General features: G+C 71.2%; 14 protein-coding genes. 5 read left to right on the forward strand and 9 right to left on the reverse strand.

The features are described from left to right. Positions 1 to 15: 15 nt before the first annotated feature. On the forward strand, positions 16 to 1,509 hold the full coding sequence (locus FB157_RS08960) for a M1 family metallopeptidase (protein ID WP_145877687.1): 1,494 nt from the start codon (positions 16 to 18) through the stop codon (positions 1,507 to 1,509). Between the two features lie 12 nt (positions 1,510 to 1,521). Here the strand turns inward: FB157_RS08960 and FB157_RS08965 are convergent, their stop codons facing one another. From FB157_RS08965 to FB157_RS08975, 3 genes are read right to left on the reverse strand one after another with little or no spacing between them, the layout of a single operon-like run. After that, positions 1,522 to 2,439 (reverse strand): adenosine kinase, encoded by a 918-nt coding sequence (locus FB157_RS08965; protein ID WP_145877690.1) that lies wholly within the window; start codon positions 2,437 to 2,439, stop codon positions 1,522 to 1,524. Beyond that, positions 2,436 to 2,924, reverse strand: a complete 489-nt coding sequence (locus FB157_RS08970) for a macro domain-containing protein (RefSeq protein ID WP_145877693.1) — start codon at positions 2,922 to 2,924, stop codon at positions 2,436 to 2,438. The genes FB157_RS08965 and FB157_RS08970 overlap by 4 nt, the downstream gene beginning before the upstream one ends. Before the next feature lie 42 nt (positions 2,925 to 2,966). Next, positions 2,967 to 4,433, reverse strand: coding sequence for an amino acid permease (locus FB157_RS08975; RefSeq protein ID WP_145877694.1), 1,467 nt, complete (start codon positions 4,431 to 4,433; stop codon positions 2,967 to 2,969). Between the two features lie 233 nt (positions 4,434 to 4,666). Between FB157_RS08975 and FB157_RS08985 the strand changes: the two genes are divergently transcribed. Beyond that, positions 4,667 to 5,389 (forward strand): MerR family transcriptional regulator, encoded by a 723-nt coding sequence (locus tag FB157_RS08985; protein WP_145877696.1) that lies wholly within the window; start codon positions 4,667 to 4,669, stop codon positions 5,387 to 5,389. Here the strand turns inward: FB157_RS08985 and FB157_RS08990 are convergent. From FB157_RS08990 to FB157_RS09000, 3 genes are all read right to left on the reverse strand, one after another. Continuing rightward, entirely contained in the window at positions 5,375 to 7,558 is a 2,184-nt protein-coding gene (locus FB157_RS08990; RefSeq protein ID WP_145877698.1) for a 3-hydroxyacyl-CoA dehydrogenase NAD-binding domain-containing protein, read from the reverse strand. The two genes, FB157_RS08985 and FB157_RS08990, sit on opposite strands and share 15 nt — an antisense overlap. Before the next feature lie 48 nt (positions 7,559 to 7,606). Beyond that, positions 7,607 to 8,821, reverse strand: a complete 1,215-nt coding sequence (locus FB157_RS08995) for an acetyl-CoA C-acetyltransferase (protein ID WP_145877700.1) — start codon at positions 8,819 to 8,821, stop codon at positions 7,607 to 7,609. A 73-nt stretch (positions 8,822 to 8,894) separates the two neighbouring features. After that, the gene (locus FB157_RS09000; protein ID WP_186581416.1) at positions 8,895 to 10,055 is read right to left on the reverse strand and encodes a CaiB/BaiF CoA-transferase family protein; all 1,161 of its coding nucleotides are present in this window, start codon (positions 10,053 to 10,055) and stop codon (positions 8,895 to 8,897) included. 200 nt (positions 10,056 to 10,255) lie between these two features. On the opposite strand from FB157_RS09000, the gene FB157_RS09005 reads away from it, so the two are divergent. After that, the gene (locus FB157_RS09005; RefSeq protein ID WP_145877701.1) at positions 10,256 to 11,434 is read left to right on the forward strand and encodes a trans-acting enoyl reductase family protein; all 1,179 of its coding nucleotides are present in this window, start codon (positions 10,256 to 10,258) and stop codon (positions 11,432 to 11,434) included. Between the two features lie 10 nt (positions 11,435 to 11,444). Here FB157_RS09005 and mmpA read toward each other — a convergent pair whose 3' ends face one another. Beyond that, entirely contained in the window at positions 11,445 to 11,591 is a 147-nt protein-coding gene (mmpA, locus tag FB157_RS09010) for a morphogenic membrane protein MmpA (RefSeq protein ID WP_186581417.1), read from the reverse strand. A gap of 203 nt (positions 11,592 to 11,794) precedes the next feature. Between mmpA and FB157_RS09015 the strand changes: the two genes are divergently transcribed. Then, on the forward strand, positions 11,795 to 11,983 hold the full coding sequence (locus FB157_RS09015; RefSeq protein ID WP_145877705.1) for a hypothetical protein: 189 nt from the start codon (positions 11,795 to 11,797) through the stop codon (positions 11,981 to 11,983). Here FB157_RS09015 and FB157_RS09020 read toward each other — a convergent pair. After that, the gene (locus tag FB157_RS09020; protein ID WP_145877706.1) at positions 11,947 to 12,654 is read right to left on the reverse strand and encodes an endonuclease V; all 708 of its coding nucleotides are present in this window, start codon (positions 12,652 to 12,654) and stop codon (positions 11,947 to 11,949) included. The two genes, FB157_RS09015 and FB157_RS09020, sit on opposite strands and share 37 nt — an antisense overlap. A 61-nt stretch (positions 12,655 to 12,715) precedes the next feature. Here FB157_RS09020 and FB157_RS09025 point away from each other — a divergent pair, with 61 nt between their 5' ends. After that, positions 12,716 to 13,012, forward strand: a complete 297-nt coding sequence (locus FB157_RS09025; protein ID WP_145877708.1) for a YciI family protein — start codon at positions 12,716 to 12,718, stop codon at positions 13,010 to 13,012. A 27-nt stretch (positions 13,013 to 13,039) separates the two neighbouring features. Here the strand turns inward: FB157_RS09025 and FB157_RS09030 are convergent, their stop codons facing one another. After that, complete coding sequence (locus FB157_RS09030; protein WP_145877710.1) at positions 13,040 to 13,372, reverse strand: plasmid stabilization protein; 333 nt, start codon at positions 13,370 to 13,372, stop codon at positions 13,040 to 13,042. Positions 13,373 to 13,410 lie beyond the last annotated feature (38 nt).

A 13,410-nucleotide genomic window follows, 5' to 3' on the forward strand; every position in this document is an offset into this window, starting at 1 on the left:
CGACTTGGAGCTGACGTGCACCGCAGAATCATCGCGCCGGGAGCACTCGCGGCGGCCTCCCTCCTGCTGGCGATCCCGGCATCGGCCGCGAGCCTCTCCCCGGGCGCGCCGGGCATCGGCGACCCCTACTACCCCGACTACGGCAACGGCGGCTACGACGTCTCGCACTACGACCTGAGGCTGCAGTACCAGCCGAAGACGGACGAGCTGCAGGGCACGGCGACCATCCTGGCGAAGACCACCCAGGACCTGTCCAGCTTCGACCTGGACTTCCTGCTGAACGTGAGCGAGGTGCGGGTCAACGGCGCCCAGGCGTCATTCGCGACGTCCGGCCAGCACGAACTGGTCGTCACCCCGAAGACGCCGCTGGCCAAGGGTGCGGCGGTGACCGTCGTCGTCCGCTACAGCGGGGTGCCGTCGGCGAAGAGCGCCTACGGTTTCACCACCTGGCACCGCACGCCGGACGGCGCGGTGGCCGCGGACGAGCCCGAGGCCGCCTGGTGGTGGTTCCCGAGCAACGACCATCCGAGCGACAAGGCGACCTACGACGTGTCGGTGGCCGTGCCGGACGGCACCCAGGCCATCTCCAACGGCACACTCCAGTCCACCAGTTCGAAGCTGGGCTGGACCCGTTACAACTGGCGGCAGAACAAGCCGCAGGCGACCTATCTGGCCACGCTCGCCCTCGGCAGGTTCGACATCACCACCAGCACCTCCGACGGCGGGGTGCCCGTCATCAACGCCTACAGCAAGGACCTCGGTGACAACGACGGTGCCGCGCGGGCCAGTGTGGAGCGCACCGGGGAGCTGGTCGACTGGCTGAGCGGCTACTTCGGGCCGTATCCGTTCAGCACGGCCGGCGGGTACGTGCCGAACACCACCACCGGCTACGCGCTCGAGACACAGACCCGCGTCTACTACAGCCCCAAGCAGTTCGCGAACGGCTCCAACACCTCGGTGGTCGTGCACGAGCTGGCCCACCAGTGGTACGGCGACGACGTGTCGCTGAAGGACTGGAAGGACATCTGGATCAACGAGGGCTTCGCACGCTACGCGCAGTGGCTGTGGTCCGAGCACGAGGGCGAGGGCACCGCCCAGGAGCTCGCCGACTACGTGTACGCCTCCCACCCGGCCGACGACGCGTTCTGGACGGTCAAGCCCGGCGACCCGGGCCCTGACGACCAGTTCGACATCGCCGTGTACGACCGGGGTGCGCTCGCCATCCAGGCGCTGCGCAACGAGATCGGTGACGACGCCTTCTTCGCCGTCCTGAAGGGCTGGCCGAAGGAGCACGCCTACGGCAACGCCTCCGTGGCCGACTTCCAGAGGTACGCCGAGCAGGTGTCCGGCAAACCGCTGGCCGCACTGTTCCACACCTGGCTCTTCCAGCCGTCGAAGCCGGCCGCTCCCGCGGCACACACGGCGTCCCTCGTGAAGGCGGGCACGACGGTCACCCAGCCGAAGTCGTGGAAGCGGATCGAGGCGACGAACGACGTCCACGGCCACTGACGCCCGGGCGCCTCACGGTCTCGGCCCGGCCGCCCGCTCGAGGAGTTCGTCCCGGCCCATCGCCTCCGCGCGGGTGGCCGGGACCGTGCAGGCGTACGCCCCGGCGACCGCCCCGTACCAGGCACACCGCCGGGGCGGCTCGCCGGTGAGGCGGCCGTAGAGGAAGGCGGCGGCGAAGGCGTCGCCCGCGCCGTTGGAGTCGACCACCGGCGCGGGCGGGTCCGCCGCCGGTATCCGGGTCAGCTCGCCGTCGGCCAGCAGATGAGCGCCCTCGGCGCCCGCGGTGGCGACGACGGTCTCGGCCCGGCCGCGCTCGGCGATCCGCCGCATGGTCCGCTCGGGGTCGGTGAGTGCGGCGGCGGAGAGGAAGACGACGTCCGCCGCGAGCGCGAACGGCTCGTGGTACGGATTCTCGCCGTCCCAGTCGTGCAGGTCCGTGGAGAGTGGCACGCCCGCCTCGGCCAGCACCGGCAGGGCGTGGGCGCAGGGCTGGGTGATGGTCACGTGGACGTGCCGGCTCGCCGCGGCCAGCTTGCGCAGGGTCTCCTCGGGGAAACGGTCGTCGGGGTGGGCGCGGCTGGTGTCGTACAGGGACAGGCGGCGCCCGTCCGGGCCGACGAGGTTCACCGCGCGCTTGGTCCCGGCGGGTTGCGGTAGGGCGGTGAGCCCGATGCCCCGCTCCTCGTGCAGGACACGGACGAGGTCGCCCTCGGGGTCGTCACCGAGCAGGTCGAGGTGGTGTGTGCGCAGCCCCAGCGCGGCCAGGCCCACGGCGACGAAGTCCCCGGTCTGCCCGGCGCGGGTCCGGATCCCGGAGTCGATCATGTAGCTGTCGGCGTACGGGAGCGGCAGCTCCGGGACGTACACGATCGTGTCGACGCCGGCTCCGCCCAGCACCAGAACGTCGTGAGCACCTGCCTGTGCGGTCATCCCCCGCCCTCCCCGTGGTCGTAGACCGTCACCGCGATGCCGCGGCTCACCAACCGCTCGGTGACGAGCGGTTCTATGCGGGACCACTTGCCGCCCGCCAGGCCGCAGCCTATGCGGGGCATGTGCACCGACGCGCCGAGTTCGATCACTTCGTCGGCGAGCCGGCCGAGGGCGGTGTCGATCGCCTCGTAGCGGACGGGGACGCCCTTGCTACCTGTACCGATGCCTCGCTGGCCGACCATGTTGGCCACCCAGACGTGCGGGGCGACCTTGACCAGCTGGACCGCGCCCAGCCCGAAGTCGTTCCTCGCGCGGTCGCGGTGCCACGCCCGGTAGGCCGCCTCGGGCTCCGGCCAGCGCCGCGAGAGCGCGAGGACGAAGCCCTTCCCCCAGCCCCCGATGTCGTTGCAGACATGGGCGATCACCTTCACGCCCTTGACCGACGGAACGGTGGCGTCACCCCGGACATACGTGATCTCCGACATGACGCCACCGTAGGCGATGCCACTGACAGTGGCGGTGAGCTGCTACTTCGTCAGCTGCGACAGCTCCTGGTCGGTGTTCTTGGACGCCCGGCGGCGCACCGCGAACCAGCCGGCGACCAGCATCACGGCGATCACCGGAATGAGCAGCAGGGTCCTGCGGCCGACCTCGGGGTCGTTCCACATCATGCCGAGGCAGACCAGCAGGAAGGTGATCGTGGCGATCTCCGTGACCGGGCTGCCCTTCAGGCGGAAGTGCGGCCGGGTGGCCAGGCCCGCGCGGGCACGGCGGACGAAGATCATGTGGCACAGCATGATGATCACCCAGGTGCTGATGATGCCGAGGGAGGCGACGTTCAGCACGATCTCGAACGCCTGGCTGGGCATCAGGTAGTTCAGGCCGACGCCGAGCACGCAGACCGCACAGGTCAGCAGGATGCCGCCGTAGGGGACCTGGCTGCGGTTCATCCGGGCGGTGAACTTGGGCGCGGAGCCCGCCATGGCCATCGAGCGCAGGATGCGGCCGGTGGAGTACAGGCCGGAGTTCAGCGAGGACATGGCGGCGGTCAGGACGACCAGGTTCATCACGTCGCCGGCCGCCGGGACGCCGATCTTCGACAGGACCGTGACGAACGGGCTCTGGTCGGCGGAGTACACGGAGCCCGGCAGCAGCAGGGCGAGCAGCACGACCGAGCCGACGTAGAACAGGCCCACCCGCCACATGATCGAGTTCACCGCGCGCGGGACGACCTTCTCCGGCTCGGCGGTCTCGCCGGCGGCGACGCCGACCAGCTCCAGCGCGGCGTACGCGAAGATCACGCCCTGCATGACCAGGACGACGGGCATCACACCATGCGGGAAGACCCCGCCGTGGTCGGTGATCATGCTCAGACCGGGGGTGTGGCCGCCGACCTTGTGCTGGGTGGCGAGCAGGAAGATGCCGATCAGCATGAAGCCGACGATGGTGGCGACCTTGACGATCGCGAACCAGAACTCCATCTCGCCGAAGATCTTCACCGAGATCAGGTTCACGGCGAGGACCACCGCGAGGGCGATCAGGGCGAGCACCCACTGGGGAATGCTCGTGAACATGCTCCAGTAGTGCGTGTAGAGCGCGATCGCGGTGATGTCGGCGATGCCGGTGGTCGACCAGTTGAGGAAGTACATCCAGCCGGCGACGTAGGCGCCCTTCTCACCGAGGAACTCGCGCGCGTACGACACGAAGGAGCCGGAGGACGGGCGGTACAGGACCAGCTCGCCCAGGGCCCGGACGACGAAGAAGGCGAAGACGCCGCAGACCAGGTAGGCCAGGGCGAGCGCCGGGCCCGCGTTGTGCAGGCGGCCGCCGGCGCCCAGGAGGAGTCCGGTGCCGATGGCGCCGCCGATGGCGATCATGTTGACGTGGCGGGCCTTGAGGTCCTTGCTGTAGCCGGCGTCGCCCGCGTCCGCGGGCGTCTGGGCCGCCTGGGGACGGGCGGCCGCCTGGGCCGATTCCACGGCTTCGTTGCTCACGGGTGGTTCTACTTCCTGGTCCGCCCGGGCCTCGTGGGCCCGGGTGTCCGTACAGTTCGGCCCGCACCACCCTGGTGAGTCGCGGTACAGACCAAGGCAGCAGCTTCCCAGAGAGGTCGCGGATATGCGGTGGCCCATGTCACAGAGCGTTACTTCTCACATGATCCACTCGGAGTACACCCAGTGTTCATCCGGGGTGTCACAGCATTGGTGAGACAGCGATACTGCTGCACATGACAAGCGAGGCCGAGGAGCCGACCCTCACCATCGACGAGCTGGCCGCCCGGGCGGGCCTCACGGTCCGCACCGTGCGCTTCTACAGCAGCAAGGGGCTGCTCCCGCCGCCGGTGATCGGTCCGCGCAGGGTGGGTCACTACGGGCCCGGACACGTGGCACGACTGGCCCTCATCGAGGAGTTGCAGCGGCAGGGCATGACGCTCGCGGCGATCGAGCGGTACCTGGGGCAGCTGCCGCCCGACCTCACCCCGCACGATCTGGCCATCCACCGTGCGGTGGTCGCGTCGTGGGCGCCGGACCTGGTGGAGACGGTGTCGCGGCGGGAGCTGGAGCGGCGCGCGGGACGGCCGCTCGCCCCCGAGGACATCGAGCGGCTGGCGGCGATGAGCGCCGTCGTGCCCGGGGACGGCGACGGGGACGAAGAGGCGACGTTCCGGGTCGACTCCGGGCTGCTCCGACTCGGCGTCCAGCTCCTGGACGTACCTCTGTCGCAGGACGCGATCCTCGCGGCGCGCAAGGTGCTCATCGAGCACTCGCGCGCCGCGGCCCACGAGCTGGCTCAGCTCTTCCGTGACGAGGTGGCGGAGCGTGACGCCCGGGACGTGAAGTCCCTGTCGGCGCACATGCACCCGCTGGTGGTGCAGGCGCTGCTGACGACGTTCCAGCGGTCGCTGCGGGAAGAGCTGAGCGAGTGGCTCAGCGGATCACGAGCCGGCTGAGTCGCTGAACCGCTCTCCCCTCTCCGCCTTCTCCACCAGCAGCGCGGGCGGGGTGAAACGCTCGCCGTAGCGCTCGGCGAGTTCACGCGCGCGGGCCACGAATCCGGGCAGGCCGCCTTCGTAGCCGTTGATGTACTGGAGCACGCCGCCGGTCCAGCCCGGGAAGCCGATGCCGAAGATGGAGCCGATGTTGGCGTCGGCGACCGAGGTCAGGACGCCTTCTTCGAGGAGGCGGACGGTGTCGAGGGCTTCGGAGAAGAGCATCCGCTCCTGCATGTCGCGGAAGGGGATCTCGTGGCCGGGCTTGGTGAAGTGTTCGCGCAGACCGGGCCAGAGTGCGGCCCGCTTGCCGTCGTCCGCGTAGTCGTAGAAGCCGGCGCCGCCGCTGCGGCCGGGGCGGCCGAACTCGTCGACCATGCGGTCGATGACCGCCTCCGCGGGGTGCGCGGACCAGGTGCCGCCGGCCTCTTCGACGGCCTTCTTCGTCTCGTTGCGGATCTTGCGCGGCAGGGTGAGGGTCAGCTCGTCCATGAGGGAGAGCACCTTGGCCGGGTAGCCGGCCTGGGCGGCGGCCTGCTCCACGGACGCGGGTTCGACGCCCTCGCCCACCATGGCGACGCCCTCGTTGATGAAGTGGCCGATGACCCGTGAGGTGAAGAAGCCGCGCGAGTCGTTGACGACGATCGGTGTCTTGTTGATCTGGCGGACCAGGTCGAAGGCGCGGGCGAGGGCTTCGTCACCGGTGCGCTCGCCCTTGATGATCTCGACCAGGGGCATCTTGTCGACGGGTGAGAAGAAGTGCAGTCCGATGAAGTCGCCCTGGCGCTCCACACCCTCGGCGAGGGCGGTGATGGGCAGGGTGGAGGTGTTGGAGCACAGCAGTGCGTCGGGGGCGACGACCGACTCGATCTCCTGGAACACCTTGTGCTTGAGCGAGGTGTCCTCGAAGACGGCCTCGATGACCGCGTCGCAGCCCGCGAGGTCCGCCGCCTCGGCGGTCGGGGTGATGCGGGCCAGGAGGGCGTCGGCCTTCTCCCGGCTGGTGCGGCCCCTGGCGACGGCCTTCGCGCACAGCTTCTCGGAGTAGCCCTTGCCCTTGACGGCCGATTCGAGGGAGACGTCCTTGAGGACGACCTCGATGCCCGCGCGGGCGCAGGAGTACGCGATGCCGGCGCCCATCATGCCCGCGCCGAGGACGGCGACCTTGCGGACCTGGCGGGGTTCGATGCCCTTGGGGCGGTTGGCGCCGGAGTTGACGGCCTGCAGGTCGAAGAAGAACGCCTGGATCATGTTCTTCGAGGTCTGGCCTGCGGCCAGCTCCACGAAGTAGCGGGCCTCGATGACCTGGGCGGTCTCGAAGTCGACCTGGGAGCCCTCGACAGCCGCGGCGAGGATGTTGCGCGGCGCGGGGTAGGGAGCGCCGTTGGTCTGCTTGCGCAGGGTGGCCGGGAAGGCGGGCAGGTTGGCGGCGAACTTGGGGTTGGCCGGCGTGCCGCCGGGGATCTTGTAGCCCGGCCTGTCCCAGGGCTGCTGCGACTCGGGGTTGGCGTCGATGAAGGCGCGGGCCTTGGCGAGCAGTTCCTCCGGCGTGGCGGCGACCTCGTGGACGAGACCGTTCTCCTGGGCGCGCGCGGCGTTGTACTGCTGGCCCTGGAGGAGCACCTTCAGGAGGGCGTCCGCGATGCCCAGCAGCCGTACGGTGCGGACGACTCCGCCGCCGCCGGGGAGCAGGCCGAGGGTGACCTCGGGGCAGCCGATCTTGGTGCCGGAGGTGTCGAGGGCGACCCGGTGGTGGCAGGCGAGGGCCAGTTCGAAGCCGCCGCCCAGGGCGGCGCCGTTGATCGCCGCGACGACCGGCTTGCCGAGGGTCTCGATGCGGCGCAGGTTGCGCTTGATGGCGAGGCCGCCGTCGAACAGGTCCTGCGCGGTCTCCGGCGTGACCCGGATCAGGTCGCGCAGGTCGCCGCCCGCGAAGAAGGTCTTCTTCGCCGAGGTGAAGATGATGCCGCGGATGGAGTCCTGCTCGGCCTCCAGGCGGTCGGTGATGGCGGCGAGGGAGTCACGGAACGCCTGGTTCATGGTGTTCGCGGACTGGTTGGGGTCGTCGAGGACGAGGGTGACGACACCGGTGTCGTCCTGCTCCCAGCGGATGGTGGTGCTCTCGGTCATGACAGTCGTCTCCGTTGAAGTCTCGTGATTCCGCATTCCGCAGGGAGTTCAGATGCGCTCGACGATGGTGGCGATGCCCATGCCGCCGCCCACGCAGAGGGTGGCGAGGCCGTACCGCTTGTCCTGGCGCTCCAGTTCGTCGACGAGTGAGCCGAGGATCATCGCGCCGGTGGCGCCGAGCGGGTGGCCCAGGGCGATGGCACCGCCGTTGACGTTGACCTTGTCCAGGGACAGGCCCATGTCCCTGACGAAGCGCAGCACGACCGCGGCGAACGCCTCGTTGATCTCGACCAGGTCGATGTCGTCGATGGTCAGTCCGGCCTTGGCGAGCGCCTTGCGGGTGGCGGGCGCGGGTCCGGTGAGCATGATGGTGGGCTCGGATCCGGAGACGGCCGCGGAGACGATCCGGGCGCGGGGGGTGAGGCCGTAGCGCTCGCCGACCTCCTTGGAGCCGATCGCGACGAGCGAGGCGCCGTCCACGATGCCGGAGGAGTTGCCCGCGTGGTGGACGTGGTCGATCTTCTCCACCCAGTGGTACTTCTGCAGCGCGACGGCGTCGAAGCCGCCCAGCTCACCGATGTCCGCGAACGACGCCTTCAGCTTCGCCAGGGAGTCGGCCGTGGTGCCCGGGCGCAGGTGCTCGTCGTGGTCGAGGACGACCAGGCCGCTGCGGTCCTTGACGGGGACGACGGAGCGGTCGAACCGGCCCTCCTTCCACGCGGTCGCGGCGCGTTCCTGGGACAGGGCCGCGTACTCGTCCACGTCCCGGCGGGAGAAGCCCTCGATCGTCGCGATGAGGTCCGCGCCGATGCCCTGCGGCACGAAGTTGACGGCCAGGTTGGTCATCGGGTCGTTGAACCAGGCGCCGCCGTCCGAGGCCATCGGCACGCGGGACATGGACTCCACGCCGCCGGCCAGCACCAGGTCCTCCCAGCCCGAGCGGACCTTCATGGCGGCCAGGTTGACGGCCTCAAGGCCCGAGGCACAGAAGCGGTTCTCCTGCACGCCCGCGACCGTGTCCGGCAGTCCGGCGGCGATGGCGGCGATCCGGGCGATGTCGGAACCCTGGTCCCCGACCGGGCCGACGACACCGAGCACGATGTCGTCGATCGCGGCCGGGTCGAGGCCCGGGAAGCGGTCCCGGATCTCGTGGATCAGGCCGACGACCAGGTCGATGGGCTTCGTGCCGTGCAGGGCGCCGTTCGCCTTGCCGCGGCCGCGCGGGGTGCGGATCGCGTCGTACACGTACGCTTCGGTGCTCACTGATGTGCCTTTCGGGAGGGCGGGCCGAGCGGGAGTCGGTCGCCGAGGGCGGGTGGTCGTCAGGTGGGCGGAGTCAGTCGCCCTCGGTGACGAGGTCGTCGGTCACGAGGTCAGGTATGCCCCAGTCGCGCGCCACCGTCCCGGCGTCCGCGCCCGGCAGGGCCGGGCCGGTGCGGACCGTGGTGGGGGTCGCGGAGAACCGGGGGGCGGGGGCGGGCTGCGTGATGCCGCCGTGGTCGGTGAAGGTGCCGCGGGCGGCCAGGTGCGGGTGGTGCGGGGCCTCACCGAGGGAGAGGACGGGGGCCACACAGGCGTCGGAGCCCTCGAAGAGGGCCGTCCACTCGTCCCGCGTGCGCGACTTGAAACGGGCGGCGACGCGTTCGCGCAGCTCGCCCCAGCGGGTCCAGTCCTTGCGGGCCAAGACCATGTCGTCGAGGCCGAGCAGGTGCAGGAACTCCTCGTAGAACTGCGTCTCCAGGGCGCCGACCGCCATGTGGCCGCCGTCGGCGGTCTCGTAGGTGCCGTAGTACGGGCAGCCGCCGTCCAGGAGGTTGGCGCCGCGCCGGTCCTGCCAGCCGCCGGCGGCGAGCATGCCGTGGATCATCGCGGACAGGTGCGCGGTGCCGTCGACGATGGCCGCGTCCACGACCTGGCCGGTGCCGGTCGCGCGTGCGTGGTGCAGGGCGGCGAGGACGCCGACGACCAGGTAGAGGGAGCCGCCCGCGTAGTCGCCGAGCAGGTTGGCGGGGACGGCCGGGGGCTCGTCCGGCCGGCCGATCATGCCGAGGGTGCCGGTGAGGGCGATGTACGCCACGTCGTGGCCCGCGCGGTCGGCCAGCGGGCCTTCCTGTCCCCAGCCGGTCATGCGGCCGTAGACCAGACGGGGGTTGCGGGCGTGACAGTCCCCTGGGCCGACACTGAGCCGCTCGGCCACCCCTGGGCGGTAGCCCTCGATGAGGATGTCGGCCCGGGCTGCGAGGTCCAGGACGCGCGCGGGGCCGTCCGGCGCCTTCAGGTCGACGATGACCGAGCGCTTGTTGCGATTGGTCACGTCGTACGCGGGGTCGATCCCGAGGCCCGGACCGCCCGGGCGGTCGACGCGGACCACGTCGGCGCCCAGGTCGGCGAGGAGCATGGCGGCGAACGGACCCGGTCCGATGCCTGCCAGCTCCACCACGCGCACGCCTGAGAGCGGGCCGTGCCCCGACGTCGTCGGCGTCCCTGCCGTCGTCATCCCGTCCTGCCCCCAGCCATGTGACACAACTGATGTAACACCAGTGATGCTAAGAACACGTTCCACCGGACACAAGACCTGAACGAGCAAGCGCTTAGCCAAGTGCCCGGCCGGACCCGCCGAGGCCGTGTCGGGAGTCCGTACGCTTCACGCTAGCCTCAGCCACCGACAGCGGCGCGGCTGCACGATCAAGGGGTGTCATGAGCAGGCTAAAAAGGACGGATCGTCCCTACGACATCGTGCTCTTCGGGGCCACCGGCTTCGTCGGCACGCTCACCGCGGAGTACCTCGCCGCGCACGCGCCCGAGGACCTCCGCTGGGCGATCGCCGGCCGCGACCGGGGCCGGCTGGAGCGGCTGCGCGACCGGCTGCCCGGCGGCTCCGGCATCGGGGTGCTGCGCGCCGACGTGAGCGAACCGGCCACCCTGCGCGCACTCGCCGAGCACGCGCGCGTGGTGGCGACGACCGTCGGGCCGTACGTCACCTACGGCGAGGAACTCGTCGCCGCCTGCGCGGACACCGGGGCCGACTACCTCGACCTCACCGGCGAGCCCGAGTTCGTGGACCTGATGTACGTCCGGCACGACGCACGCGCGCGTGAGACCGGCGCCCGCCTCGTGCACGCCTGCGGTTTCGACTCCGTGCCGCACGACCTGGGCGCGTACTTCACGGTCCGGCAGCTGCCGGAGGGGGTGCCGCTGACCGTGGACGGGTTCGTGACCGCCGACGCGGCGTTCTCCGGGGGCACACTGGCCTCGGCGCTGAACCAGTTCGCGCGCGGGCGGCAGATGATGGCCGCGGCCCGCGAGCGCGGCCGGCACGAGCCGCGCCTGATGGGGCGCCGGGTGACGGCACCGACCGGCGCGCCGCGGTTCGCCAGGGAGATCGGCGCCTGGGCGGTGCCGCTGCCGACCATCGACCCGCAGATCGTGCGCCGCTCGGCGAAGGCCCTGGAGCGGTACGGCCCCGACTTCCGCTACCGGCACTACGCGGCGGTCCGGCACCTGCCGGTCGCCGCGGGCGGCGTCGCCGCCGTCGGCGCGGTCGCGGCCGCCGCCCAGCTGCCGCCCGCCCGGCGCTGGCTGTCGGACCGGCTGCGGCCCGGGGACGGGCCGAGTCCGCAGAAGCGGGCGAAGAGCTGGTTCCGGGTCCGCTTCGTCGGCGAGGGCGGCGGGCAGCGCGTCTTCACCGAGGTGGCGGGCGGCGACCCGGGCTACGACGAGACGGCGAAGATGTTCGCCGAGGCGGCCCTCTGCCTGGCCTTCGACGAGCTGCCGCCGACCGCGGGTCAGGTCACCACGGCCGCCGCGATGGGCGACGCGCTGACCGGGCGGCTGCGCGCGGCGGGGATCACCTTCCGGGTGGCCGCCAGGCAGTAGCCCGCCGGCGCTACCTCTGCCATCCCAGCAGCGTCCAGAACATCCCGCCGATCCAGGCGAACCCCGCCACCACGGCGAGGACCAGAGCGGCCGTCACGGCGCGCTCGACGGGCTGGGCGGGACGGGTCACGGTCTTGGCGGAACGGTGCGTCGTCATGGGCGCCAGCCTGCCGTCGGGCCGGTGCGGGCACATCCGTGCGCGTACTCAGGCGACGTACTCACCCGCCCTGGGCACGCCTTCTCCCGCATTTGAGACTTTCCGCGTCAGGGATGCCCAGCCACCTGCGGCCACGCACTCGAAGTTTCACAGGGAACTTCAGTGAGACGCTGGAACCCCAGGCCGAAGGAGGGGGAACGGAAGTGAAGTTCGTACTCGAAGTGACCGTGGACGAGGGCGCGTCGGCGGCGGACCGGGCCGGCGAGCTGGGGCGGATCCTGCGCTACTGGGGCGGGAACCTCCACCACTACGCCCTCGAACCCGGCGACGGTTCCGCCGTCCACGACTCGCGGTATCAGGAGGTGGGCGCCTGGCGCATCGCCGCCTCCTGAAGCGTCCGCCGGCACAGTGCGTCGGCCCTGCGCGTGGTCTCCGGCAGGCGGAACTCCGGGGTCAGGGCCAGGGTGTGCGCCAGGGCGTTGCCGAGGCTCACGCGGTGGCCGACGGAGACGAAGACGGGCTTGACGCCGTCCCGGGTGCGCAGGGCGCGGCCGACCTCCTCGGTGCCCGCGAGGAGCGGCGTGGAACTGCCCCGCGCGGATCCCGGTTCGTCGTACGTGAAGGTGAACGGGTTCTTGGCGACGCCGATGGTCGGCAGGCCGGTGAGCACGCCGAGGTGGGCGGCGAGGCCGAAGCGCCGCGGGTGGGCGAGTCCGTAGCCGTCGCACACCACCAGGCCCGGCGCGCAGGGCAACGCGTCCAGGGCTGCGCGCACGGTCGGGATCTCGCGGAAGGCGAGCAGTCCGGGAACGTACGGGAAGGAGATCCTGCCGACGGCCGTCGCCTCCGCGACGACGTGCAGGGTGGCCGCGTCCAGGACGACGGCCGCCGCGGCGACGAGGTCGCGGTCGTCGTCGTAGGCGACGTCGACGCCCGTGACGTGCCCCGTCCCGGGCGGCGGCCCCGGCTCGTCGAGCACCACCCGCCCGCGCAGCTCGTCCTGTACGGCGCGGGCCTCTTCCTCGGTCGCGGGCCAGCCCGCGGGTACGCCTACGGTCGTCATGATGGCCAAGACTGTACGGGCCGCCGACTCCCGTGTGCGGCCCGGGGGTAGGCTCGTGATCATGTTCGTACTGGAGCTGTCCTACACCGCCCCGCTCGACGCCGTCGACGCCGTCATCCCGGCGCATGTGGCCTGGCTCGACGAGCAGTACGAGAAGGGTTTCTTCCTCGCCTCCGGACGCAAGAACCCCCGCGACGGCGGCGTGATCCTGGCCGTCGCGGAGAACCGCGCCCGCATCGAGGAGGTCGCCGCGGGCGACCCGTTCATCGCCGCCGGGGTGTGCGAGTACCGCATCACGGAGTTCCTCGCCACGAAGACGGCCCCCGAACTGGCCCGGCACCGGCAGACGCTGGACTGAGCCCGACGCCGGACCGAGCCCGGGGGCTCAGCCCTTCCTGTCGTTCAGCGCGCGCTGCAGCTCCGCCTTGTTCATGTGCGAACGGCCCTCGACACCCCGCTGCCTGGCCTCGTTGTACAGCTGGTCGTAGGTGGGCCCTTGCGAGCCCTTGCCCGACCGCCGGCCGCCCCGCTCGCCGGACGACATGTCCTGGGTGGAGGTGCGGCTGGCCGTCTTCGACTCTCCGGACCGGGCGCGTTCCTTGTTCACCGTCCGCGCGGCGATCTCCTCGGCGCGCCGGGTGCTCTCACCCCGGTCCAGCGCGCTCTCCTTGATGTGTTCGTACTGGCGTTCCCGCTTGGGACTGGAACCACGTGGCATGACCGCTCACTTCCTCTCGTGCACGGTGACCGGGTACC

This window comes from Streptomyces sp. BK340 (assembly GCF_007827595.1).
GTDB lineage: Bacteria > Actinomycetota > Actinomycetes > Streptomycetales > Streptomycetaceae > Streptomyces.

Bases quoted from the DNA above. Each gene is read 5' to 3' on its own strand.
- FB157_RS08965 (WP_145877690.1), bottom strand. From the start codon at position 2,439: ATGACCGCACAGGCAGGTGCTCACGACGTTCTGGTGCTGGGCGGAGCC.
- FB157_RS08970 (WP_145877693.1), bottom strand. From the start codon at position 2,924: ATGTCGGAGATCACGTATGTCCGGGGTGACGCCACCGTTCCGTCGGTC.
- FB157_RS08985 (WP_145877696.1), top strand. From the start codon at position 4,667: ATGACAAGCGAGGCCGAGGAGCCGACCCTCACCATCGACGAGCTGGCC.
- FB157_RS09025 (WP_145877708.1), top strand. From the start codon at position 12,716: ATGTTCGTACTGGAGCTGTCCTACACCGCCCCGCTCGACGCCGTCGAC.
- FB157_RS09005 (WP_145877701.1), top strand. From the start codon at position 10,256: ATGAGCAGGCTAAAAAGGACGGATCGTCCCTACGACATCGTGCTCTTC.
- FB157_RS08990 (WP_145877698.1), bottom strand. From the start codon at position 7,558: ATGACCGAGAGCACCACCATCCGCTGGGAGCAGGACGACACCGGTGTC.
- mmpA (WP_186581417.1), bottom strand. From the start codon at position 11,591: ATGACGACGCACCGTTCCGCCAAGACCGTGACCCGTCCCGCCCAGCCC.
- FB157_RS09030 (WP_145877710.1), bottom strand. From the start codon at position 13,372: ATGCCACGTGGTTCCAGTCCCAAGCGGGAACGCCAGTACGAACACATC.
- FB157_RS09020 (WP_145877706.1), bottom strand. From the start codon at position 12,654: ATGACGACCGTAGGCGTACCCGCGGGCTGGCCCGCGACCGAGGAAGAG.
- FB157_RS09000 (WP_186581416.1), bottom strand. From the start codon at position 10,055: ATGACGACGGCAGGGACGCCGACGACGTCGGGGCACGGCCCGCTCTCA.